The 24,090-nt window shown below is 62.9% G+C and carries 22 protein-coding genes; 10 read left to right on the top strand and 12 right to left on the bottom strand.

Annotation, left to right across the window (positions count from 1 at the left end; translation table 11 throughout):
* Positions 1-11 precede the first annotated feature (11 nt).
* Complete coding sequence (locus BMX32_RS07155) at positions 12-869, top strand: PA0069 family radical SAM protein (protein WP_089976214.1); 858 nt, start codon at positions 12-14, stop codon at positions 867-869.
* Between the two features lie 440 nt (positions 870-1,309).
* Here BMX32_RS07155 and BMX32_RS07145 read toward each other — a convergent pair whose 3' ends face one another.
* The 3 genes from BMX32_RS07145 to BMX32_RS07135 form a co-directional block, all read right to left on the bottom strand.
* On the bottom strand, positions 1,310-2,212 hold the full coding sequence (locus BMX32_RS07145; RefSeq protein WP_089976209.1) for an SDR family oxidoreductase: 903 nt from the start codon (positions 2,210-2,212) through the stop codon (positions 1,310-1,312).
* Positions 2,213-2,250: 38 nt separating this feature from the next.
* Positions 2,251-2,991, bottom strand: coding sequence for an SDR family oxidoreductase (locus BMX32_RS07140; protein WP_089976202.1), 741 nt, complete (start codon positions 2,989-2,991; stop codon positions 2,251-2,253).
* Positions 2,992-3,123: 132 nt separating this feature from the next.
* Positions 3,124-4,155 (bottom strand): alpha/beta hydrolase, encoded by a 1,032-nt coding sequence (locus BMX32_RS07135; RefSeq protein ID WP_089976200.1) that lies wholly within the window; start codon positions 4,153-4,155, stop codon positions 3,124-3,126.
* A gap of 247 nt (positions 4,156-4,402) precedes the next feature.
* Between BMX32_RS07135 and BMX32_RS07130 the strand changes: the two genes are divergently transcribed.
* The 5 genes from BMX32_RS07130 (at position 4,403) to BMX32_RS07110 (ending at position 9,527) form a co-directional block, all read left to right on the top strand.
* Positions 4,403-5,284, top strand: coding sequence for a helix-turn-helix transcriptional regulator (locus BMX32_RS07130; RefSeq protein ID WP_089976197.1), 882 nt, complete (start codon positions 4,403-4,405; stop codon positions 5,282-5,284).
* A 93-nt stretch (positions 5,285-5,377) separates the two neighbouring features.
* Complete coding sequence (locus tag BMX32_RS07125; protein ID WP_170843584.1) at positions 5,378-7,318, top strand: PAS domain-containing sensor histidine kinase; 1,941 nt, start codon at positions 5,378-5,380, stop codon at positions 7,316-7,318.
* A gap of 99 nt (positions 7,319-7,417) precedes the next feature.
* The gene (locus BMX32_RS07120) at positions 7,418-7,774 is read left to right on the top strand and encodes a response regulator (RefSeq protein WP_170843583.1); all 357 of its coding nucleotides are present in this window, start codon (positions 7,418-7,420) and stop codon (positions 7,772-7,774) included.
* A gap of 16 nt (positions 7,775-7,790) precedes the next feature.
* On the top strand, positions 7,791-8,459 hold the full coding sequence (locus BMX32_RS07115) for a response regulator transcription factor (RefSeq protein ID WP_089976188.1): 669 nt from the start codon (positions 7,791-7,793) through the stop codon (positions 8,457-8,459).
* 15 nt (positions 8,460-8,474) lie between these two features.
* Positions 8,475-9,527, top strand: coding sequence for an aldo/keto reductase (locus BMX32_RS07110; protein WP_089976185.1), 1,053 nt, complete (start codon positions 8,475-8,477; stop codon positions 9,525-9,527).
* Between the two features lie 329 nt (positions 9,528-9,856).
* Here BMX32_RS07110 and BMX32_RS07105 read toward each other — a convergent pair whose 3' ends face one another.
* From BMX32_RS07105 to BMX32_RS07095, 3 genes are all read right to left on the bottom strand, one after another.
* Positions 9,857-10,771: an AraC family transcriptional regulator gene (locus BMX32_RS07105; RefSeq protein ID WP_170843582.1), complete on the bottom strand. Its 915-nt coding sequence runs from the start codon at positions 10,769-10,771 to the stop codon at positions 9,857-9,859.
* A 212-nt stretch (positions 10,772-10,983) separates the two neighbouring features.
* Positions 10,984-11,544, bottom strand: a complete 561-nt coding sequence (locus tag BMX32_RS07100; RefSeq protein ID WP_089976179.1) for a hypothetical protein — start codon at positions 11,542-11,544, stop codon at positions 10,984-10,986.
* Between the two features lie 585 nt (positions 11,545-12,129).
* Positions 12,130-13,029, bottom strand: a complete 900-nt coding sequence (locus tag BMX32_RS07095) for a LysR family transcriptional regulator (RefSeq protein WP_089976170.1) — start codon at positions 13,027-13,029, stop codon at positions 12,130-12,132.
* Positions 13,030-13,172: 143 nt separating this feature from the next.
* On the opposite strand from BMX32_RS07095, the gene BMX32_RS07090 reads away from it, so the two are divergent.
* Entirely contained in the window at positions 13,173-14,027 is an 855-nt protein-coding gene (locus tag BMX32_RS07090; protein ID WP_089976168.1) for an NmrA family NAD(P)-binding protein, read from the top strand.
* 46 nt (positions 14,028-14,073) lie between these two features.
* Here BMX32_RS07090 and BMX32_RS07085 read toward each other — a convergent pair whose 3' ends face one another.
* Positions 14,074-15,333 (bottom strand): hypothetical protein, encoded by a 1,260-nt coding sequence (locus tag BMX32_RS07085; RefSeq protein ID WP_139206688.1) that lies wholly within the window; start codon positions 15,331-15,333, stop codon positions 14,074-14,076.
* Positions 15,334-16,197: 864 nt separating this feature from the next.
* On the bottom strand, positions 16,198-16,401 hold the full coding sequence (locus BMX32_RS07080) for a hypothetical protein (protein ID WP_089976160.1): 204 nt from the start codon (positions 16,399-16,401) through the stop codon (positions 16,198-16,200).
* Positions 16,402-16,717: 316 nt separating this feature from the next.
* On the opposite strand from BMX32_RS07080, the gene BMX32_RS07075 reads away from it, so the two are divergent.
* From BMX32_RS07075 to BMX32_RS07065, 3 genes are all read left to right on the top strand, one after another.
* Entirely contained in the window at positions 16,718-18,037 is a 1,320-nt protein-coding gene (locus tag BMX32_RS07075) for an ABC transporter permease (RefSeq protein WP_089976156.1), read from the top strand.
* A gap of 10 nt (positions 18,038-18,047) precedes the next feature.
* Entirely contained in the window at positions 18,048-19,304 is a 1,257-nt protein-coding gene (locus tag BMX32_RS07070) for an ABC transporter permease (protein WP_089976153.1), read from the top strand.
* A 74-nt stretch (positions 19,305-19,378) separates the two neighbouring features.
* A complete protein-coding gene (locus tag BMX32_RS07065; protein WP_089976149.1) occupies positions 19,379-19,780 on the top strand; it encodes a DoxX family protein in 402 nt (133 codons plus the stop codon).
* On the opposite strand, the gene BMX32_RS07060 is transcribed toward BMX32_RS07065, so the two are convergent.
* From BMX32_RS07060 to BMX32_RS07045, 4 genes are read right to left on the bottom strand one after another with little or no spacing between them, the layout of a single operon-like run.
* A complete protein-coding gene (locus BMX32_RS07060; RefSeq protein WP_089977107.1) occupies positions 19,777-20,025 on the bottom strand; it encodes a hypothetical protein in 249 nt (82 codons plus the stop codon). The two genes, BMX32_RS07065 and BMX32_RS07060, sit on opposite strands and share 4 nt — an antisense overlap.
* Positions 20,026-20,063: 38 nt before the next feature.
* Positions 20,064-22,889, bottom strand: coding sequence for a 2-oxoglutarate dehydrogenase E1 component (locus BMX32_RS07055; protein ID WP_244511450.1), 2,826 nt, complete (start codon positions 22,887-22,889; stop codon positions 20,064-20,066).
* A 58-nt stretch (positions 22,890-22,947) separates the two neighbouring features.
* Complete coding sequence (gene mug, locus BMX32_RS07050) at positions 22,948-23,487, bottom strand: G/U mismatch-specific DNA glycosylase (RefSeq protein ID WP_089976142.1); 540 nt, start codon at positions 23,485-23,487, stop codon at positions 22,948-22,950.
* A complete protein-coding gene (locus BMX32_RS07045) occupies positions 23,484-24,035 on the bottom strand; it encodes a TetR/AcrR family transcriptional regulator (RefSeq protein ID WP_244511449.1) in 552 nt (183 codons plus the stop codon). Before BMX32_RS07045 ends, mug begins: the two co-directional genes overlap by 4 nt.
* Positions 24,036-24,090 lie beyond the last annotated feature (55 nt).

The raw sequence follows: 24,090 nt of genomic DNA, 5'->3' as shown, positions 1-24,090 counted from the left end.
ACACTTTCTAGATCGTCATAAAATGCTGCTGCATCTACTGCTACGCCAGGCCATCGCACGCCTACCTCAACCTTTCGCCCGGCCTCGACTTCGAAACGAAGCTCTTCGCCAAGACCAACCTCGAGTCGATCCTGCGCGACGAGCTCTCGCGACGTAATTACGTCTGCAAGCCGATCAACATCGGCAGCAACACCGACCCCTACCAGCCGATCGAGAAACGCTGGCGCCTCACCCGGGCCGCGCTCGCCTTGCTCAACGAGTGCAACCACCCCTGCACCATCGTCACCAAGAACGCGCTGGTCGAACGCGACCTCGACATCCTCGTACCGATGGCCGAGCGAAACCTCGTGCAGGTCTTCGTCTCGATCAACTCGCTGGACAACAAACTCGCCGCGAAACTCGAACCGCGCGCGAGTGCACCCCACCGCCGCATGAAAGCCGTCGAGACGCTGGCGAACGCCGGCGTCCCCGTCGGCGTCCTCGTCGCCCCGATCATTCCCGCGCTGAACGAGAAAGACCTCGAAGCCATCATCGGACAGGCAGGCGCAAACGGCGCGAACTCCATCGGCTACACCTGCATTCGTCTGCCGCGCGAGCTGAAACAACTCTTCCGCGAGTGGCTGGACCTGCACTACGCCGACCGCGCCGCGCACATCATCAGCCTCATCCAGCAGATGAATGGTGGCAAGGACTACGACAGCAACTTCGCCACGCGCATGCGCGGGCAGGGCGTCTTCGCGGACATCATCCGCAAGCGTGTGCAGGTGGCCGTACGCAAGGCAGGCTTGCATAGGGCCTGGGATACGGTGCTGGATACGTCGAAGTTCGTGGCGCCGCGGGTGCATTCGCCGCAGGGGGAGTTGTTCTAGACACGCGTTACGAACAACTTATAGCGTTTCCAGGAACGCCCGAAGATCGGACCGCTCTTGTGCGGTCAGACCAATGGGATACCCCGTATCAAGGCCACGATAATAGACCTCGCGATCCACCGCATCGTCCAGCGACGCTACGCTTCCATCATGCATGTACGGAGTGGTTAGCCTGACTTCTCTCAATGAAGGAGTGGCAAAAGTCTCGACTCACCGTTTTGTGCAATCTACGTGAAATATGCTAATTGTCCAGCCCATAGTCGTGCCCCTTATCGTGAAAGATCTCTGTCTCAAATATCACCCGGACGTACGCAAGGCTCGCAGCGCCCTCCCCCCTATCGCCGCGACGAATGCAATCCGCGTATTTCAATGAGGGGGGTTGTGTTATGTAAGTGAGGACGCCGGGAGCGACGCCTCGACGGCGTCGCCGATTGACACGCTCAGGCTAGATCGGCCGGCTTGAGCAGATCGGGAAATCCAACCCGATGCAGCATCTCTGCACGCAGTCGATCGATTACCGGAAAGCTTATGCTCGCGCCATCTTCGGTGGGATCGTAGTGGACGCGAAACGGGCGGCTGCCGAAGGGTAGATCGACGACCCGCACCATCTCGGCTGCAACACCTGCGGGGTCGGCGTCCTCGGGCACGATCTCCGCGAACGCCGTCATCACCTGCTCGCCGAAATCCTTGTACGGGCCGGCTTCGTATTCGGCGAGACGCGCCTTGTCGTCCGGGCGACCGGAATGGGCAAAGTGGTTCGTGCCTTTGGTGAAGGCGCCGGGCACAACGATGGTTGTCTCGATGCCCCAACGGACGAGCTCACGGGCGTAGATCACGGCCAACGAATCCATGGCCGCCTTAGCGGCGAAGTAGGGCGCCAGATACGGGGGCGTCCCGCCTGCGCAACTGCTGCTCGAAATCCAGAGCAAGAGCCCTTGTTTTGCGGCACGCATGTGCGGCAGCACCGCCCGGTTGACGCGCTGCGTGCCCAGGACGTTCACGTCATATTGTTCGGCGAACTGTTCGGGTGTGAACGCTTCAGCGGGACCAAAGACCATGTGGCCGGCGTTGTGAACCATCACGTCGATCTTGCCGCTGTCGGCGATGATCTTGCTCACCGCGGAGTCGATGGACGACTCCGACTGGACGTCAAGCTCGATAGCCCGGATATCTATGCCATCCCGGCGAGACGTTTCCGCCAGTTCCTCGGCGCTCGTGGCGTTGCGTCCGGCGACGTCGCGCATGGACGCATAGACGGTGTGTCCAGCCTTGGCCAGAGCCTCAGCGGCGAGGCGACCGAAGCCGCTGGACGCACCGGTGATCAGAATAACTTTCTTGCTCATGCTATGGCTCCCTAGTGGGGTAGTAATCGATCGCGCCATCAGCACATGCCGCCATTTGCGCGGATGGTCTGACCGTTAATCCAGGCGCCTTCCGGACCTGACAGGAACGAGACCACATTTGCGATGTCATTCGTCTGCCCGAGACGCTCCAGGGGATTCAGCTTGGCCATATGGTCAATGAGTTCGGGACTCTTGCCGTGCAGGAACAGTTCGGTGGCGACCGGGCCCGGCGCGACCGCGTTGACGCTGACTTCGCGACCACGCATTTCCTGGGCCAGCACCGACGTCAGAGCCTCGACTGCGCCCTTTGTCGCGGCATAGACGCCGTACGTAGGAAGGCGCACGCCGATCACGCTCGTGGAGAAGTTGATGATACGGCCACCCTTACGGACTCGTTTGGCGGCTTCGCGGCAGGCATTGAACGTGCCCTTCACGTTGACGGCCATGGCCTTGTCGAAGGTGGCGTCATCGAAGTCTTCGATTTTTGCGAGGGTAAGGATGCCCGCGCAGTTGATGACCACGTCGATACCACCGAAAGCGGATTCCGCGGCATCGAACATTGCTTTGACTGCCGTCGGATCGGAGACATCGGCCTGTGCCGCGATGCCATCGCCACCGGCTGCCTTGATCGCCGCCAGGATATTGTTGGCCGCCTCGGCGTTGCCCGAGTAGTTCAGTACGACCTTGAACCCGTCGCGCGCAAGTCGGACAACCAGTTCCGCGCCGATGCCGCGCGACGAACCGGTGACGATGGCAACCTTACCCGTAGTGCTGCTCATGTTTCTAACTCCGTCAGAGGATGGTGGACGGGTGATCCGCGTGTACCCTGAGGAATCCCTGGCTACGCGGATAACCCTCGAATCAACTTCGCGAGAGGAGAGGCGCACGCTCGAGAGCGCGCGCCTCGGATATCACTTCGCGTTATGCTCACGAATGCCTTCGCTGATCTGCTGAAGGGCTGCCTTCGTCGACGGAACTTCGCGCAGTGCGTTCAGGAAGACGAAGTCGTGGATGGTGCCGTTATAGCGAACGGCCGTGACCGTGTTGCCCGCTTCCTTCAGCTTGCGGGCATAGGCTTCACCCTCGTCACGAAGAGGGTCGTTCTCCGCGGTGATGACCAGTGCCGGAGGCAGGCCGGTAAGCTCTTCCTTCGATGCGCGCAGGGGCGAGACGTACGGGTTATCGCGGGTCTTAGCGTCCGGTGCGTACAGGTCCCAGCCGTACTTCATGAAGTCACGGGCGAGGAAGTGGCCGGTGGCGAACTGGTGATACGAGTCGGTATCGACGCTGGCGTCGGTGGCGGGGATGAGAAGGACCTGGTAGTCGATCTTCGGGCCTTTGCGATCCTTGGTCATGAGTGTCAGCGCGGCAGTCATGTTGCCGCCCACCGAGTTGCCTGCAACAGTGATGCGACTACCGTCGGCGCCGAGTTCCTTGCCGTTTGCGGCAATCCATTCCAGCACGGCGTAAGACTGCTCGAGCTGGGTCGGAAACTTCGCCTGGGGCAGCGGGGTGTATTCGACGAACACGCCGACCTGACCGGACCCGACGACGAGGTCGCGAAGGATGCGCTGGTGGTTCTCGAAGTTACCGACGATCCAGACACCGCCGTGGATGAAAAGCAGGACGCCCGGCTTTGCGACGGCGTGGTTCGGCTTCATGATGTAGATCTTCACCGTCTGCCCGTTCTGGGTGATGGTGCGCTCGGTCGTCGTCACACCGGACATGTCGACCTTGGTCTGCTCCTGAATGCCGGTCAGGATGTCCTGCGGCTTCGGCTGAGGCAGCTCCCAGAACGGGCTCGGGTCTTTGTTGATCTTCTCCAGGAACTGCTTCACCTGCGGGTCGAGGTGGGAGTCATTGGCGATGTCCTGGGCAAGAACGGGCTGGGTCATGACAGTTGCTCCAATGAGAAGGGACGCGATCTTCGTGAGGCGATTCATGGCGGTTTTCCTGGGAATTGTTCGCATGGGCCAAGGGCCGCTGGTGCCAATGTCGGCGTAAACATTGAGGCTCAGGCGATCGCATGCCGACAATTCATGCCTAGGTGTTACAACCGGGCGCGATGCTGACGGGACGCCCGTAGATGCCTGAATTCAGGCGTGAAACGAACAAGATCCGCCGGCCCGACACTCGATCTAATATTTAGGTAGGGGATCGCTCCCCGCGCGTTGGCACGGAGACATCGAGATGGCAATTTCACCGCAGAGCGTGGCCGCCAGTCAGGCACTGCACGGACGCATGTCGTTGTGCAGCTGGGAGCTCGGATGGAGGGACCTGCTGCTTCGCAGCTATGACGAGCCCAGCGAAGTAGAGAGCCTTGTTACCGCGCCGACCAACGACCACCTCATCGTGCTGGTTACACGCGGAGGCTGTGAGATCGAGGGTCTGTACGCCGGCAAGTGGCAGCGGGCTCGCTATGCCAAAGGCGACATCGGGATGACTGCGCCCGGCGAGGAGGTCAGTCTTCGGTGGTGGGGTGCGCGAGAGCAGGAGACACTGCAGTTGCACATTCCTGCGTCGACGCTTGCAGACGTCGCGAAGCTCGACCCCTCGTGGACGGAAGAGATTCGTCTCCCCCATCAGTTGACCTTCCCCGACCCCGTTGTGGAGTCGGTACTACTGAGCCTGCGCCGCGCGGTCGAGTTGAAAATGCCCAGTCTTTACGCTGACTCCGCCGTACATTTTCTGGCGAACCATCTGCTTCAGTTTCACGCCCGGATTCGGCCCATGGGATCGCTTGGCCGGGATCTAGGGCGCATGGCGATAGTTGACGCGTTGATGCGCTCCTCGCTGTCGTTCGATCTCAGTCTTGATGCATTGGCAGCCGAAGTCGGACTAAGCAAGTTCCACTTCCTGAGGGTCTTCAAGGACACCTTCGGCGAAACCCCGTTTCAGCGGCTGACGCGGCTCCGCATGGAACGGGCGCGGGTTCTGTTGGATGACCACGCGCGCAGCGTCACCGACGTCGCCCTGGATTGCGGGTATGGTAATCCGGGCCATTTCGCAGTGGCCTTCCGTCGGGCGTACGGTGTCTCGCCGCAGGCATTTCGTTCGCGAAAGTCTCGCTGATCCGCAATTCGGCGACAGTGGGGCGCAATTTCACGAGCGACACCGCAACCCCGTTTGCCGAAAATGCATCGACGCTTGCTGATGGCCAGGTCGATGTCGGCGGACAATACAGTTGCACTCGTCAGAAACGATCTTCCGGCTGTGCGCCGACCTGTGCTCTTGCTCACGGCGACCACGCTTACCGTTTGTATCCTTGCACTGGACTTGCGGCAGTCGCTCGACGGCGCGGTAGCCGTTCTCTACATTGCCGTCGTGCTCGTGGTCGCGCCGCTCGGCGGCCGTTATGTCATCGCCAGCGGCATCGCAACCGGACTATTGACGACCGCCGCGTTCCTGATCGGGCATCTTTCGCACCCGACCAACGGCGCCTACTCGCGCTTTGTGGTCAGCCTGGTAGCGATCGGAATCACCACGCTACTGTCGCTTCGTGACCGGTCCTCGCGAACGACCCTGGGTGAGCAGGCGCGTATCCTCGAGCTTTCGCATGATACGGTCATCATCCGGAGCAACGAGGACGTTATCCTTTATTGGAACGTGGGCGCCGAGCTGCTCTACGGCTGGGCACGTCACGAAGCGTTGGGGAAGAAAAGTAGCGAGCTCCTGCGTTGCAAATACGATGATCTCGATGTAGACGAATGTCTACGCACGGACGGTCACTGGTCGGGCGAGGTGGTCCGCACCCGCCGCGATGGTACCCGTCTCGTACTGGCGAGTCGCTGGCTTCTCCGTCGTGACCCCGAGGGCCGTCCCGTCGGCGTCATTGAATCGAGTTCCGACCTCACTGCGCGTCTTCGCTCGGACACCGAACGTCTTGCGTCCGAGCGAAGGTACAGAGCGATTTTCGATTCCGCCGGCTTTGCTATGTGGGAGTCCGACTGGTCGCAAACCGTTGGGACGGTGCTTCATGCGGCCCCGCCGGGCGATCTACGCCCTTGGCTAATGTCGCACCCTGAGATTGTTGGCCCCGCCATACAGTCGGGGGTGATTCGCCATGCGAATCAGGCAGCCGCAGATCTCTTCGGGGTGCGACACCGTGAAGAGCTGGCCGGGGCGAATCTTTGCGGGCGGTATCTGGAGTCTGGTGCGGGAGCGTTTTCGACCATCCTGGCTGCCCTGGCAGATGGGGAGACCTCGGTCGAAGCGGAGACTCGCCTGAAAACATTCCATGGAAGGACTGTCGACATCGTCCTCAGGGTAACGCTCCTTCCCGAGGGTCGGAACTGGTCGCATGTTCTGGTGATGGCGTTCGACGTTACTGAGCGAAACGAAGCCCGGGCGCGCTTTGAACAGGCCTCCGCGGAACTCGCCCATGCTGGGCGCGTGTCCATGCTTGGACAACTCGCTGCGTCGATTGCGCATGAGGTCAACCAGCCACTGACCGCAATCATTAACTACGCCAAGTCGGCCACCCGGTGGGTCGATCGGGAGGAGCCACGCCTGGACGAGGTAGAAAAGTGCCTCTCGAGCATCGTCTCAAACGGAACGCGCGCCGCGGAAGTCATCGGCCGGGTCCGGTCTCTGGCTCGAAAGGCCGAGCCGCAAGCCGAAGACGTGGACCTTCTTGACCTGATCGACGGTGCACTTTCAATCACCCGGCGTGAGGCGGCAGCTCAGGCCGTCCAGGTCGTCTGGGAGCGCCCTGTCGCCCCGGTGCCGAAAGTCCGCGCGGACCGGGTGCAGATTCAGCAGGTGCTCGTGAACCTCATCATCAACGGCATCCAAGCGATGGCGAGTTCGACTCGATCTGCGCGAGAGCTTTGCGTCTACGTGAAGGTACTTCCGGCCGGCGATGTGGCGGTTCACGTGCGCGACTGCGGAACCGGCTTTCCGGATGGCCAGGGAACGATGATCTTCGAACCGTTTTTCACCACGAAGTCGGACGGGATGGGGATGGGACTGTCCATCTGCCGAACCATTATCGAGGCCGGTGGCGGGACCATCTGGGCCCAGAATAATGAAGGCGCCGGGGCCACGGTGGCGTTCAGCTTGCCGGCCTGCACTGTCCTGCGTGGCGTCGCTGCTACTCATATCTAGATGTTATTGGCCTCACAGCCGAAATCGCCATGATGGAGACCACGTTGCGGAAGGTGTGAGAGGCATAAGGTTGTGATTACACAGGCACGCGTGTGCATTGTGGACGACGACGACGGGGTCCGGGAGAGCATTGCCTCTTTCTTCGCTTCCGTCGGCATGTCGGTGGCGACCTTCCGCGCCGCCGAGGACTTGCTGTCGTCGGAGCGGTTGCCCATAGCGGATTTCGTTGTCAGCGACCTCCACATGCCGGGCATGAGCGGTGTGGGCCTCCTACAGGAGGTGCGGGCACGGCGGCCGGATCTTCCGGTGGTGATTATGACCGCGTTCGGCACGGCGGAAGCTCGCGCGCAGGCGACACAGCTCGGCGTTCATGCATTCCTGTGCAAGCCGGTCGACCCGGAAAACCTTCTGGTTCTCATACGCACCGCCTTGGTCGGTGACACGGCAAACCAATAGCGAAAGGGCGGACAGCATGACGGATTCCGAGAACGACGAAATCGACGTGCCGGTATGCATCATCGATGATGACGAGGACGTGCGATCGTCCATCGCAAACTTGCTGCGTTCGTGTGGCCACGTGGTCGAAACATTCAGTGGCCCCGCGGAGTTCAAAGGCCGCAATGGCTGCCGGGCCGTAGCGTGCCTGATCCTGGACGTCAGGCTCAAGGGCGCTAACGGCCTCGATTTTCAGGAAGAACTCCTGCAGAGCCAGCATTCAATTCCCATTGTGCTGATGAGCGGCCATGGCGATGTGCCCATGACGGTACGTGGGATGCGTGCCGGTGCGATCACGTTTCTTCCCAAGCCGTTTCGCGAAGAGGAACTCCTTGCGGCGGTCCGAGAAGCGATTGGCATCGGGGAACTTCGACGAAGGGATGAAGGCGCTCATGCCGAACTTCGCAATCGCTTTGTCACGCTGACGCCACGCGAGCGCGACGTTCTTGGCCTGGTCGCCGCAGGACTGATGAACAAGCAGATCGCGGGGCAACTCGCCATCAGCGAGATTACCGTGAAGATTCATCGTGGTAACGCCATGAGAAAGATGAAGGCGGACTCACTCGCCGATCTTGTCCGCATGGCAGAGAAGCTCGGTGCGCGCGAAAACCAGAGCCGCTACGGCCGAGCGCAATCCATTGACTGATAACGGGTGAAAATCATGAAATATAAGCAGCTAGGAAACACCGGACTTTTGGTCTCGCGACTGTGCTTCGGCACCATGACGTTCGGCGGCGCGGGTGGTGTTTACAAGCATATCGGCAATGTCGATCAGCCAGGCGCCGACGAGCTCGTGAAAGCCTGTCTCGATGGAGGGATCAACTTTTTCGATACGGCTGACGTGTATTCCGCCGGCGAGAGTGAGAAAACCCTTGGTCAGGCATTGAAAAATTTACGCGTACCCCGCAACGAGGTTGTGCTTTCAAGCAAGGGCTACAGCCGCATGGGCAACGGTCGAAATGACGTAGGTGCGTCCCGGGGTCATCTCATGGATGCCGTCGATGCCAGTCTGAAACGGCTACAGACCGATCACATCGATCTTTATCAGATCCACGCGACTGACGTCCTGACGCCGATTGAGGAAACGATGCGTGCGCTCGATGACATGGTCACACAGGGCAAGGTGCGCTACATCGGGGTGTCCAACTGGGCTGCTTGGCGTATCGCGGTGGCCAACGGCATCGCGACCGCCAAAGACTATGCGCGATTCGAAACAGTGCAGGCTTATTACTCCATTGCGGGGCGCGACCTCGAACGGGAACTCGTCCCCCTGATGGAATATCAGAAGCTCGGTTTACTGGTCTGGAGTCCGCTGGCCGGTGGATTGTTGTCTGGAAAGTTCAGTCGCGTGAATCAGAACCCCGAGGGATCCCGTCGATCGGCCTTCGACTTCCCTATCGTGGACAAGGACCGGGCGTGGGACGTGATCGACGCCATGGAGCCTATCGCCCGCTCCAGACACTGCAGCATCGCGCGGATCGCCTTGGCCTGGCTGCTTTCGCGGAATGTTGTGACTTCGGTGATCGTTGGCGCGAAGCGGCTCAGCCAGCTCGAGGACAACCTCTCCGCCGTCGACATCGAGCTAACGGAGGACGAACTTGTATCGCTGTCCGAAGCAAGCGAGCTTCCCCGAGAATATCCGGGCTGGATGCTGGAAACGCAGGGTGCGGATCGCCTCGGTCCAGTGGACTTGTGGGCTGGCAAAGCACGTTGAACGACGCGATCTTGCACTATCGAGACTGTCGGACGCCAATTGGTTGCCGACGTTAGCCGGACCGTGCATCGCACATCTTCAGCCTTATCCAGGAGATAAACGGCGGCAAGGACTGCGATTCGAACCTCGCCACACGCATGTGTGGGCAGGGTGTCTTCGCGGACACCATCTGCAAGCGTGTGCGCGTGGAGTGCGACGAGCAGCCCTGCATCGGGATGAGATACGGTACTGAATACGTCGAAGTTCGTAGCGCCGCGGGTGCATTCGCCGCAAGGGGAACTCTTCTGACGTGTCTCTGAACGCGCGACAGGCAATGCACCGAACCCGCATCAACCCCTGGCAGCTGAGCCCGGCCCATGCAACCGACGATAGGCTCCTGGCGTCATGCCGACGATGCTCTGAAACACTCGTGTGAAATGACTCTGATCGGCGAAGCCGCACAGGCACGCGATTCTGCTCATTGGCTGGGCCGTGCCTGACAGTTGCTCCATGGCGACTTCGACGCGACGGCGCTGCAACCATTTGTACGGGGGCAGGCCGGTCGATGTCCTGAACGCCCGAATGAGATACCCACTCGACACGCCGCACGCCGCTGCAAGCTCGGCGATCGGTAGCTGACCCGACAGATCGGCGGAGAGCAGCTCCTTCGCGCGGTTCAGGGTGACGGGGTCGAGGCCTCCGCTGGCGCGACGGGCATCGATCGACGAACTTCCGTAGCGTGTGGCGAGATGCGTCAGTAGAGCCAACTCGACGTGATCGGTAAATAGACGACTCGTCGTCTGAGGGCTCGTCGCGGCTTGAGCGAGCGCTCTGGCGAGCCCGTCGACGATCGGATCGCCGATGCTCTGTCCGGGCGCCACGTTCAGATGTTCCACAGAGTGGCGAAGGCCGAGCGAGGTCGCATCGAAGGCGCCCATCGGAATATGGAAATTGATGCAGTCGAACGCGCTCAGGAGATTCGCCTTCCAGCGATCCCTGTAGTCATACGCCGAAAACTCACCCGCGTGCCATGTGCTCATGGGGATCCAGCGGCCATTGCGCCAGAGCTCGCCCTGATACTCCTGGAGTTGCAGCGAGATCATGACCGCGCTTTCCAACGCGTGCGGATCGGTAGGGCCAAGGCCGCCGCCTGGACACGTCAGCCGGGTCACGCTCACGCCGCTCCGGTTCATGGCCGTCGCTTTCAGCGGCTGCGTATCTGCGACACGCAGGTAGCGCATCGACCGGTTCAATTGTGCGGACATGTGACGGCCTTCGAACTGCGGTACCAACGACGTAGATGAAAACGTTACTCGCGTCGCACCGTGCAGTTCAAGACCTGGCTCGCTCACCGCCTGCGATGCCGTTCGGAGTCGTGCAACGAGGTTGGCCCCGGCGGTCATCGCCGAGGCGCCTCGCTGAAGAACGCAAGGAGCATCTTCTGGGGAGAAGCTCTATGCGCCGTACCGTGAAGGCTTCAGGCCGCCCTGGAGGCGTTTCGCGCGAGCGCGCGACGTTCGATGCTCGCGGCGAACATCGGCGTCTCGCGGCTGTTGTGATCGCCACCATCGCGCTGACGCGCGTCGGCGGCCACTTCGAACGGTGTACCGTGCCTGGCGATGAAGTCGAGGAACTCCTCGGTCGGATGGGCCACGACGCTGTTGGTGTATTCACAGGTCTTGTCGTCGATCTTCCTGACGCTCAGGGTCCAGATGACCTGGACGCGCGTGCGACCGTTCGGCGTGAAGGCGTCGGAGGTCGATACCATCTTGCACAGACTGGGCGTGGCGACCTCGGCAACGTAGTGCTGCACCATCAGGGTCTGGCCGATCATTTCGACGTTGATCGACATCCGCTTACCGTCGTCCGTGGTCGTGCTGCCGGCCGAGATGTGATCGGGGGCGCAGCAACGCTGATACTCGGCCTCGGGGAGGCTGAAAAGCCACTCGGCGATATCGACCTTCTCGATGGGCGCGTTGATGACAGCGGAATAGGCCGACGACGAAAGCTGCTTGTCGGTGATGATGACGTCTGACATGGAAAATCCTCTTGGCTGGAACCGATGCGTGCCCGAACGGGCTTCGTTTTGGCGCACTCCGGGCTCGGTCTGATCGTCGAGAGGAGTGTGTCGAAACTATCGGTTCGGCGCCGCCGCGCCGCCAGATATCTCATCGTATGCTCGATGGTGGCGATTTGGTTCAGCGGCCTCATACGAAGGTCTTGTCGAATCGACGTCTTTTTGCGCATCCGTGCAACTTTGGAACGCCACGTACCTTCGATCCATTCCAGACAAAACGATCAATCGATGCGTCCGGCTCATTTGCTTGCCCGAACTCGGCGTGTGTCATCCACCCGAAGAAGTGATGTGCCATACCGCGGTGGTCGTCGGCCAACCCTACCGCGCTGCGCACATCATCAGGACGACGACGTCAGCATCGGCAAGCACATGCGTGGGCAGAGCGCGTCCGCAGACTCATCACCTTTGGAATATCGCATCTGGCTTCGCTTGCAGTTCTTCTCTCGTTCTTCGGATAACGTCGCCTTTCGATTCGGCCGGTTTGAGTCAGCTACATGTTAGAAAGTCACGTGGTGGCGAGTAATGGCGGCGGCTGACAGATAAGAATCAAACCGCCACCTCGACACAGAAGTCCACGAATGCCCGCACCTTCGGTGGCGCATGCCGCCGGGACGGGTAGAACGCATAAAGCGGAAACGTCTCGCCCGACCAGTCGGGGAACAGTTCGACCAGACGTCCATCGGCGATCGCGTCGCGCACGCTCACGGCGAGTACCTGCGCGATGCCGACGCCTGCGAGGCAGACGGCGCTCATCGTGCCCGAGTCGTTCACCAGTAGTGGGCCCTTAGTGTCCACGGTGACGACGTTGCCGCGTCGATGGAATTCCCATGCGAACGGGCGACGTGTGATGGGGTCGCGAAATTGCAGACATCGATGGTGCGTCAGCTCCCGCGGCGTCTTTGGGGTGCCATGTGCGGCGAGGTACGACGGCGTCGCGACGGTGAGCACGCGCGTGTCGAGCAGCTTGCGCGCGACGAGCGACGATGACGGCGGCTCGCAGAAGCGAACGGCGACGTCGATGCCGTCGGCGATGAGATCGCCGAGGTCGTCTCGCGCGACGATCTCCACGTCGAGGTCCGGGTAGCGCGAGAGGAAGTCGCCGAGGCGCGGCGCGATCACCTGCCACGAGAACATCGGGTCGAGGCTGACGCGAAGGCGTCCGCGCACCGCGTGGGCATCGCCGGCGGCGGAGAGTGCGGCTTCCTCCAGGCTCGAAAGCAACGGGTTCACTTCAGCGTACAGCCGCTGGCCTTCGTCGGTCAGAGTGACGGAGCGTGTCGTACGGTGTAGCAGGCGCACGTTGAGCCGCGCTTCCAGCCGGGAGATCGCGCGGCTGACGCCGGAGGGCGACAGGTTCAGTGCTTCCGCGGCGCGGGCGAAGTTGCCGGTATCCACGACCGCCACAAGGACGGACAGGTTTCCGAGAAGGCGGCCGTCGGCGGACATGGCTGGGTACCCTAAGACGATGAGCGCACGGTATCAGTCTGACTCATGATCCGGTGTCATTAAAGTGCTGACTAATGGTCGCTTCAGTCACGACTTCCACGCGCCTATCGTCCTCGTCGGTCACCCATCACCAGGAAACACCCATGTACGCCATCACAGGTATCACCGGTCAGGTCGGCACCGCGCTCGCCGAAGCACTCGTCGACGCCGGCCGGCCTTTTCGCGCCGTCGTACGCGACGCCGCCAAAGGCGAGGCGTTCGCGGCGCGCGGTGCGGAAGTCGCCGTGGCTGCCATCGACGACACGCCCGCGCTTACCCGTGCGTTCGAAGGTGCCGAGGCGGTCTTCATCCTCCTGCCACCCGACTTCGACCCCGCGTCGGATTTCCTGACCGCGCCCGATCCGGTCATCGCATCCATCCACGAGGCATTGCTGGCGGCCCGCCCGGCACGCGTCGTCGCGTTGTCGACGATCGGTGCCGATGCCATGCAACCGAATCTCCTTTCGCGGCTCGGCCGCATGGAAACTGTGCTCGGCGATCTGCCCATGCCCGTCACTTTCCTTCGCGCCGGCTGGTTCCTCGAAAACACGCAGTGGGACATCGCATCGGCGCATAAGCACGGCATCATCGATAGCTTCCTCGCGCCGCTCGATCGGAAAATCGCGATGGTCGCCACGAAGGATGTCGGAGAACTCGCCGCGCGCCTGCTGGATCAAACCGGTGAAGGTGTTCGCGTCGTGGAGCTTGAAGGCCCCGAACGAGTCAGCCCCGACGATATCGCCGCCTCGCTCGCGAAGGCGCTGGGACACGACGTCCGTGCGCGCGAAGTCTCCCGCGACACCTGGGCTGCACGCTTCGCCGCCAGTGGCATGAAGAACCCGACCCCACGCATGCGGATGCTGGACGGCTTCAACGAAGGGTGGATCGACTTCGGCGCCAACGCGACGAAAGGCACGACAGGACTCGATGACGTCGTCGGAGCGCTTGTCGCGCGATAATCGCTCCTTCTCGTCGGCGAGTGTTGCTGCAAGCTGCGCTTCCTAACTAATGGCAGACGGCGACCTGCACCCAGCGAACGTCAAGCAGACGAGGGCGTATCAGCAACACACACTGTGAACCCGCTACGAGCTTTCCTGCAGGCAGTGTTCCGTCTGTGAATCGAGCAGTCAGCCCCTTGTCGAACGACGGTGTGCTTCCCAATTCCGCGGTTCGTGTAGGTGGCCTGTACCGCGAGGTGGCGTCCCGGCCCGAGCTCAGGACGATGGCGGATTCGATGCTCTGCGGCGCGGCCTCATCGAAACGCATATTGGCGAAGGACAGCATCCCGTTGATCCAATAGGCGAACCCGCCAGCTGCGCATAGCGACATGATCACAGCTCTTGCCTTTTCCTTGGGCGATCCTCGCCATGTCGAACATAGCGTCAACAAGAGGATCGCAGCTCCTGAACAGAGCGATACCCTGGCAAAACCCGGACCGAGAGTCTGCCAGTCAAACTGCTGGTTGATGAAGAAAACGCCTGGAAGCAGACCGATACACACCAGGCTGACGGCCCTGTCGGAATGCACGATCTTGTTATGTCTGACCTGAGTGACAACCGCTATGCCGAGAGTGCTAGCAGCGAATAGTGCATTCAGCATCCACAGTACACGGTCGAGCGGAAAAAAAAGATTTGCAACCAAGAGCGCGGCACCGACACAAGAGGCGACACGGGTTTGCCATGGCATGCTTGCCAGCATGGTCACATGACCGTCGATCGACGCCTCGGCCGCTTTTTTATCCCCGACAGGGAAACGGCCGGCCGACTGACTTGTCTCGATAGGTCTGGCGGACACAGGATTCGCTCGACGGGGGCGGAGCCTTCCATGGCGAAGATCGTCAACCCAGGTGCCGCGCATTCCCCGAAGCAGGAAGCCGGGAATCGCACGATCGCCCGATGTCGAACTCAATAACAACAAAGGTCCTTCGACCATGCCCGGGGTCGGCCTAGCCTCGATCACATCCTGTCGGGAAAGACGCCAGGCGTACCTCGCGAAGCGGCGCAGTTCGATGCCATCCCTATCCACGATGGCGACCGCGGTGAGATTGCGGATCACCAGATACAGTGGGACACCGAACGCCAGTAGAAGGCCGATGGGGATGAGCATCATCGGGCTGCCGTCCCAACGAGCCATGCGCAACACGAGAACGACCATAAGCGCGAGGATCAGCGCCCAGCTGCCGAACCAGAAGTATGCCGGCACATGTGGTCGCGCGACCACATGGGTGGCTTGTGACGAACTGCGGCCAGGAATCCTGACGTCCATGTTTATCCCCCTCAAGATCGGGAGATTCTACGCAGAGCAGGCGGTCCGTGGCGAGAGCGTCGCAAGACCCGCGAGCGGGCGGCCATCGCGACGCAACCCTGGTCGCGATCGCTGCTACCATCCAGCCAAAATCCCACAGGGACGCGTATTCATGGAATCGGCACAAGTGCAGGTTGCGCCGCGAAAGTCCCGCCGGTGGGGAGCACACGCCGTCTGGGGTGTGCTGGCCGTGGCGCTTTTCGTAGGTGGCGTCGTTCTCGCCGATCAGCCGACGGTCCTCGAGGCTAACCACGTGCAGTCATTCGAAACCACGGTGGTTCACGCTGGCGGGCACACGCGCCTTCGACTTTCCGGACTGGCCTTCCATAGCGCGCTTGCCGTGGAGCGTCTGGAGCGGAACCAAGATGGGGCAGTACTGAATCTCCGAATTCTCCTTGTTCCCACGAGGCCCGGCTTGTCGGGTAGCTTCGACTACGCAATCGATGTCCCTCCCAGCGTGAGTTCCGTTACGTTTGGGGTTAACGGAACGGTGATCTGGAGTGATACCGCGACGCGTTGAGCACGCAGAGCATGATCGAAGGGAAACTCGATGAAACCAGCGTCAGGAAATTCCAGGAAGCGGCTCATTCTGATGAACTGCATGAGCTGAAAGGTGCGCTGCGCTTCTGCGTTACCTTCCTGGTGTAAGCGCCGATTGCCCGTGGCGCGACGGGGGAACTCATCGTCAACGGAAGGATTCGATCTCACGCTGAGAAGGCAGAGGGCATGGCGCAGCTCTTGAGACCCGACGGATATCGAGCGACTTTCGACGTGGTCAGTCGTTCTTTCTCGGCCCGCTTGCCCCTACGCGGTCGGCGAGGGTCCTCACCTGTTCGAAATGCGTTGCGACGGTTTTTGCGTGTTTACGTTGTCCACGCTCGCGCTGAACACCATGCGTTTGAGCGGCCTGCCGCGCCCGTCAAAGACCATCGCCGCCTGGGGATGAAAAAACAAGATCGAGGCGTACGGCGCGTGGCTGGCGTCCGATTGCCGGCGCGGCGCCTGCATCGCGACGTATACGAGCGGCACACCGATCCACCGGGATCATTGCCTCACCGAGGAACAACGTAAGCACTCGTTCTACCCGTGCGTTTTCCTGGGCCTCACCCGACGACGTGCTGACCCTCCCGCTGTAGAGGGCCGGACTGTCCGGCTCGCCGGATTTCCGGATGTCCGCGGACACTTTGTTCGGCGACGATGTCCCCGATCCCCCGCGCGGCAGGCTGCGGAGGAGGTGGGCTACCCTTGGCACGCCACGTGCAATGCGAGTCTTCGACCGCACGACGCGGCCAGCCCCGGCGTGCATCCCGGGGACAGGGTGGATCCTCGACCGAAGGAACGAAGCATGTTCGGCTATTACCTCGAACTGGCGTTGCGCAGCCTCAAGCGCAGCCCGGGGCTTACGGTGCTGATGGTGCTTGCCATCGGCTTCGGCGTGGGGGCGTCGATGACGACCTACTCCGTGCTGCGCGCGGTGTCGGGCGACCCCATCCCCTGGAAGTCGTCGCGGCTGTTCGTGCCGCAGATCGACGCATGGGGACCGGGCGGTCGGCGCGACGGTAACACTGAACCGCCGGACGCCCTGACCTACATCGACGCGATGGCGCTGATGCGTGACCACCGCGCGCGGCTGCAATCGGCGATCTACATGATCGCGCCGTCCATCGTTCCCGAAGGTTCGGGCAAGCACCCGCTCAACGTGACGGGGCACGCGGTCTATAACGAGTTCTTCCCGATGGTGGAAGCACCGTTCCTGCATGGCGGCGGCTGGAGCGCGGACGACGACAAGCGCCGCGCCGCGGTCGCGGTGATCACCCAGCGGCTCAACCTGAAGCTCTTCGGCGGGGCCGACAGTGTCGGCCGGACCATCAATGTCGCAGGCAAGGCCTATCGGATCGTCGGCGTGCTGGGCGACTGGAATCCGATGCCCCGCTATTACGACGTCTTCAACAGCGGCGGCTTCTCCACGGACAAGGACGACCTGTTCATCCCGTTCGACCGGGCGATCGAGACGGGCGTGACGAGGGACGGCAGTACCAGCTGCAACGTATCCCCGAAGGATCCGGGCTTCGTCAGCCTGCAGCAGTCGTCGTGTGTCTGGGTGTCGTACCTCGTGCAGCTGGACGACATGGCCGCCGTGGCGTCTTACCGGCAATACCTCGATGGCTACGCGCGTGACCAGCAACGGGCGGGGCGATTCGCCTGGGCCCCGAACGGTCGCTTGTACGACGTCAATGCCTGGCTGGCCGTGCAGCAGGTGGCGCCGCGGGATACCAAGATCTCCGCCGTCGTCGCGCTGGGCCTTTTCATCGTCTGTCTCGTGAACACCGTCGGGCTGCTGCTCGCCAAGTTCCTGCGCCGCAGCGGCGAGATAGGCATCCGCCGCGCGCTGGGCGCGCCGCGGTCGGCGATCTACGCGCAGTTCCTCACCGAGGCGAGCATCGTCGGTCTCGCGGGCGGCCTGCTCGGCCTCCTGCTCACCGGCGTCGGCGTGCTGGCGATGGGATCGATGCTGCCGCGAAACATCGCTTCGCTGGCACGCATCGACATGCCCCTGTTGCTCCTGACCCTGGTCGTGGCGGTGGTGTCCGCCGTGCTTGCCGGGCTCTATCCCACATTGCGCGCCTCGCAGGTTCAGCCGGCGTGGCAGCTGAAGTCGAACTGAGGCGCACCGCATGAGACTGCATCCCATGTTCGCGGCCCTTCGCAGGCACAAGGCCGGCGTCGTGCTCATCGCACTACAGATCGCGTTGACGCTCGCGATCGTCTGCAACGCCATCTTCATCATCGGCCAGCGCGTCCAGACCATCGGGCGGGAGAGCGGCATGGACGAGAGCGACGTGTACATCGTCAGCCAGCAATGGGTCGGCGTCGAAAACGCCGAAGACGATGCGAGTGTGGCGAAGCTCGACGCCCTGCAACGCGAAGACCTCGCCGCTCTGCGCAACATGCCCGACGTCGCCGCCGTGACCCCAACCAATTCCGTTCCGCTTTACAACGCCTCGTGGACGGGTTCGGTGTCGCTGAAACCCGGCAACGGCGAGTACGACGGCAGCACGCCCGGCACCGCTTACGTGTCCTATTACGACGTCGACGACCAGGCCCTTGCCGTGCTCGGAGCGAAACTGGTCGAGGGACGGTTCTTCCACGCGGACGAGGTCATCCATGTCGGCGGCACGGATGCGCGCCATGCGAAGGTGATGGTGATCTCGAAGGCACTGGCGCGGAAGCTGGTCCCTGATGGCAGTGCGCTTGGCAAGGCACTCTATATTGACGGCACCACGGATCCGATCACCGTCGTGGGCGTTCTCGATACGCTCCAGGCACCCGCGAACGTGACGAAGGTGCCCTGGAACACGGTGCTCATGCCGGTGCGGCTGAACTCGTTCTTCTCCCGCTACGCGGTGCGCGCGAAACCCGGCAGGCTCGACGCGGCCATGAAGGCGACGCCGGACGTGCTCTACAAGACGAACCCCATGCGCGTGCTCGACGAGTACAGCGTGAAATCGTTCGCGGCCGTGCGGCGCGACGCCTACCAGTCGGACCTCAGCATGGCGATCCTGATGGGCGCGGTCTGCGTGATCCTGATCGGCGTCACCGCGGCGGGCATCGTCGGCCTCACGAGCTTCTGGGTCGGACAGCGCCATCGGCAGATCGGCGTGCGGCGTGCGCTCGGCGCCCGCAAGGTCGACATCCTCATGTACTTCCAGATGGAGAACCTCGCCATCGCGGGAGGCGGGGCAGCCATCGGCACGCTGCTGGCCATCGTCATCAACTTCTGGCTGATGCGGAACTTCGACATGGCGCGCCTGCCGTTGCCCTGGATCGGCGTCGGCATCGTGGCGGTGCTGGTGCTGGGACAACTGTCGGTGCTTTCGCCTGCGAGGCGTGCGTCCAACGTGCCGCCGGTGGCGGCGACGCGGGCGGGCTAAGACCGCCGGTCGTTACAAGCGCCCCTGTCCGCGCTGTGGCACAGTGCGGCCACACGACGACCGGGGGACAGACGATGGACAACCGAAACAACGCATCGACGACGTGGGCGCCCGCGCTCGGTCGGCTGCTGCTGAGCGTGCTCTTCCTTGCATCCGGCATCGGCAAACTGACGGCGCCCGCCGCGACCATCGCGTACATCGCGTCCGCAGGGCTTCCGCTGCCGTCTGTCTCTTACGGCGTAGCGGCCTTCGTCGAGGTGGTGGGTGGGGCACTGCTTCTGGTTGGCTACCGCACGCGCCCTGTCGCGGCGGTGCTCTGCCTGTTCACGCTGGCGGCGGCTGTGTTCTTCCACAACCACTTCGCCGATCAGAACCAGCTGATCCACTTCCTGAAGAACCTTGCCATCGCAGGCGGCCTGCTCCAGGTCGTCGCGTTCGGTGGCGGTGCCTGGAGCCTCGACGCGCGGCGCCGCTAGTACTTCAGTCGGAGCAACGGCTCGTTCTTCTGGGCGAGTTCGAAGAGGTCCTGGAACTCCTCCTCCGTTTCATCGTCCAGCGCGTACACCGCCACCGGCTCGCTCGTGAGCGGGTTCGGTTGGGGTACGCGCGGTGGCGCCTGTAGCGAGAACTGCAACCCGTCTCGCTCGACCAGGAGCGGCGCCTCCTCGACGTGCGCCGTCCGGATGTCGCTCCCGGTGTAGATGAAGACCGCTGTGATCATCGTCGTGTCCTCTTGCATGGATTCATGGCCCACGGGCGTCAGGCGAAAGCTTCCGTCAGCAGGGCCAGCGTCTGTTCCTTGTGTCGCGTGCTCGATCCCACGGCCGGTGAAGCGGCGGCCGCGCGGCCGATATAGCGAACGCCCTCCGTGACGCCGAGCTCGCGTTGCAGGTCGCGCAGCCGCGGCGCCATGTATGTCCAGGCGCCCATGTTCTCCGGCTCCTCCTGGCACCATACCCACTCGGCGTTGGCGAAGCGCGCCATTTCTTCCGCGATGCGCCGTGCCGGGAACGGATAGAGTTCCTCGACGCGAAGAAGGTAGACGTCCTGCAGGCCGAGCTTCTCGCGCTGGTCAAGCAGGTCGTAATAGACCTTGCCGGAACCGATGAGAACGCGGCGGATGCCGGCATCCGGAAGCAGGCCCGGCGTGCGGCCCGTCGTATCCGCGTCGTCGCGGAGCACCGGCTGGAAGGCCGTACCGGGTCCCATCTCGTCCAGCATCGATTTCGCACGGCGGTGGCGCAGAAGGCTCTTCGGCGTCATCAGGATGAGCGGCTTGCGAATGTCGCGGCGCACTTGCCGGCGCAGGATGTGGAAATAGTTGGCGGGCGTGGTGCAATTGGCCACCTGCCAGTTGTCCTCGGCCGAGTTCTGCAGGAAGCGCTCCAGCCGCGCCGACGAATGCTCCGGTCCCTGACCGTCGAAGCCGTGCGGAAGGAGACACGTTAGCCCCGACATGCGCAGCCATTTCCGTTCGCCGGAGGCGAGGAACTGGTCGAACACCACCTGCGCGCCGTTGGCGAAGTCGCCGAACTGAGCCTCCCACAGCACCAGCGCGTGCGGGTCGGCGGTGCTGTAGCCGTACTCGTAGGCAAGCACGGCCTCCTCGGACAGCATCGAGTTGATCACTTCGAACGGTGCCTGTCCGGCCGCCACCGCGCCGAGCGACACGTGCCGGGCGCCGGTCGCCTGATCCGTGATGGCGGCATGGCGTTGCGTGAAGGTGCCCCGCTCGCTGTCCTGTCCAACCAGCCGCACCCGCGTCCCCTCGGCGAGCAGCGTACCGAGCGCGAGCGCTTCCGCCGTGGACCAGTCGATGCCCTCGCGTTCGTCGAGCGTCTTGCGACGCGCGTCGAGGAAGCGGCGCACGGTGGGATGCACCTGGAACCCATCCGGCACCCGCGTCAGCGTGCTGCCGACATCGACGAGCGCGTCGCTTCGGGCCGCCGTGTCGCCGATCGTGTCCGCCTTCGGATCCTGCGTGGAACGGATGCCTTTCCAGCGGCCTTCGAGCCAGTCGGCGCGCTCGGGACGGTACGCGTCGCTCGCTTCGAATTCCGCATCGAGGTGGGCGACCCATTCGGCCTTCATCGTGTCGACGTCCTTGTCGGTCACGATGCCTTCGCCGCGCAGGCGTTCCACGTAGATCTCGAGCGTGGAGGGATGGGCGCGAATGGCCGCGTACATCGCCGGTTGCGTGAATGCCGGCTCGTCGCCTTCGTTGTGACCGTAGAAACGGAAGCACACCATGTCGACGACGGCCGGCATGCCGAACGTCTGGCGGTATTCGAAGGCGAGACGCGACACGGCGATCACCGCCTCCGGATCGTCGCCGTTGACATGGAAGATCGGCGCGTCGACCATCCGTGCGAGATCGGACGGATGCGCCGTCGACCGCGAGTCGACGGGATTCGTGGTGAATCCGATCTGGTTGTTGATGATGAAATGAACCGAGCCGCCGGTGCGATGGCCTTCCAGCCCCGAGAGACCGAACATCTCGGCAACGACGCCCTGCCCCGCGAAGGCCGCGTCGCCATGAATCAGCAAGGGCAGCACGGTGGAGCGTGCCACGCTGTCCCCGTTGCGATCCTGTTTCGCGCGTACGTTGCCCAGCACCACCGGATCGACGACTTCCAGATGCGAGGGATTGGCGGCCATCGAGAGGTGCATCGTGCGACCGTCGATTTCGCGGTCGGCGGACACACCGGCGTGGTATTTCACGTCACCCGATCCCTCGATGCCCTCGGGGATGAACGATCCGCCCCTGAACTCGCTGAAGATCGCCCGATGCGGTTTATTCAGTACCTGGCTCATCACGTTGAGGCGGGTACGGTGCGCCATGCCGATCACGATGTCAGTCACGCCGTGCCGCGCGGCCATCTGCACGATGGCTTCGAGCGCGGGGATCGTGGCTTCCGCGCCATCGGCACCGAAGCGCGTGGTACCGACGAATTTCTTGTCGAGGTACCGTTCGAAGCCCTTCACCTCCACGAGCTTCTTCAAGAGGGCGAGCTTTTCGTCGCGTGCGAGCGCGCCTGGCGGTTCCGCGTGCTCGATGCGCTGGCGAAGCCACTCGCGGCGAGCCGGATCGACGATGTGCATGTACTCGTACCCGATGCTGCCGGTATAGCGCTGCCGCAGCGCGCCCTCCAGTTCGCGAAGCGTCATCGATTCGCGACCGAACGCGCCGTCCACGAACACACTGCGATCGAGGTCGGCGTTGGCGAAACCATGTTCCGCAGGATCGAGGCCGGCGTGCGGCAGGGGGGCTTTCAGCCCGAGCGGATCGAGTTGCGCGCCGAAATGTCCGCGTGTGCGGAATGCCTGGATCATCGCTTGCGCGCGGACGGCATCCTTGACGGCGCCCGTGCCGTCGGGCGATGCCACCGGCGCTCGTTGCGGCGTCGTCGGCGCGGGCCCGGGCGGGATGTTTCCGAGCGCGTTCCGCCACTCCGGGGGAAGGGATGCGGGATCGCGTTCATAGCGCTGCGCGAGATCTTCGATATAGGTCGCGTTGCCAGCGTCGAGGTACGAGGTCTGCGAGAAGAAATGGCGGAGAGGGGTGGCGCGGGGTACGGCGTTCACGGGACATGTCCTGCAGCGTTGCTGCGTTGAGAAGTCGCGATAACGAAAGGGTCGGGTGTCAGGCCACGGTGTCGAGGTCCTGGCGAACGGCCCGATGCAACTCGCCATACGCAGCGACGAGTTGCTCGAGGGAAAAGGAGCGGTTCCTGCCACTGGGATTCGGCAGTATCCAGACGCGTGAGGATCCGATGGTCGCCGCCTGTCGGCCCCACGCGATGTCGTGCCGACCGGACAGCCCCACGTAAGCGGCCTTGCCGAGGAACGCCACGACACGGGGCGCGAGACGCGCGATTTTCGCTTCGAAGGCGGGGCGTGCCGCGATGAAATCCGCCGTGCGGAGTTCGTCGGCACCGGCGGTGGCGTGTCCGACGACGGCGGTGATGCCGTAGCCGAAGCGCACGAGCGACGCGTCCCGATCGGGCGTCAAGGTCTCGGGCGTGAATCCCGCAAGGTGCAGCACGCGCCAGAAACGATTGCCGCGGCCGTCGAAGTGATGACCGCTACGGATCGCGAGAAGGCCGGGGTTGATACCGCAAAAGAGCACGTCGAGCCGGGGCGCGACGATGTCCCGCAGCTGCCCATGCCCGTCGGCGTTCATTGGCAGATCACCTCGACGGCGCTCACAGCGAGCTTGCGCAGATCCTCCCGCGACGTGCCCGAACGCGCACGCAGGGCGATGGTGTGCATGACGGCGGATGCGAGAACGGCGAGGCCCTTCGTATCCATGCCCGAACGCACCTCGCCAGCATGCCGCGAGGAGGAAAGGCGGGCTTCGAACGCGGCATCGAGCCGCAGGAAGCCTTCGGCCACGATGCGCCGGATGTCCGGATCGTCGTAGGCCTCGGTGACCGCGGTGCCGACCACGAAGCAGCCGCGCGCCTCGCCTTCTGGCGAGAAATACATCGACAGCGCCGCGTCATACGCGCGCATCAAAGCCTCGGACAAGGGCACGTTCTCATCGAGCGCGTCGCGCATGGCCGCGAATTTCGCCGTCCAGTAGTCGGTCAGCGCACGCACGTAGATCGCGTGCTTGTCGCCAAACGCCGCGCGAAGGCTCGGGCGGTTCATACCCGTGGCGGCCGCGATGTCGTCGAGCGAGGTAGCCGCGTAGCCAAGCCGCCAGAACACCTCCGCGGCACGCGCCATCGCCTCCTTCGGGTCGTAAGCCCGTGGCCGTCCACGGGCCTTTTTACCCGGCGGA

Origin of the sequence: Luteibacter sp. UNCMF331Sha3.1 (assembly GCF_900109915.1) — a bacterium.
Lineage (GTDB): Bacteria > Pseudomonadota > Gammaproteobacteria > Xanthomonadales > Rhodanobacteraceae > Luteibacter.
Note: the sequence above shows the minus strand (reverse complement) of the source record. Positions and strands in the feature narration are given on the sequence as shown.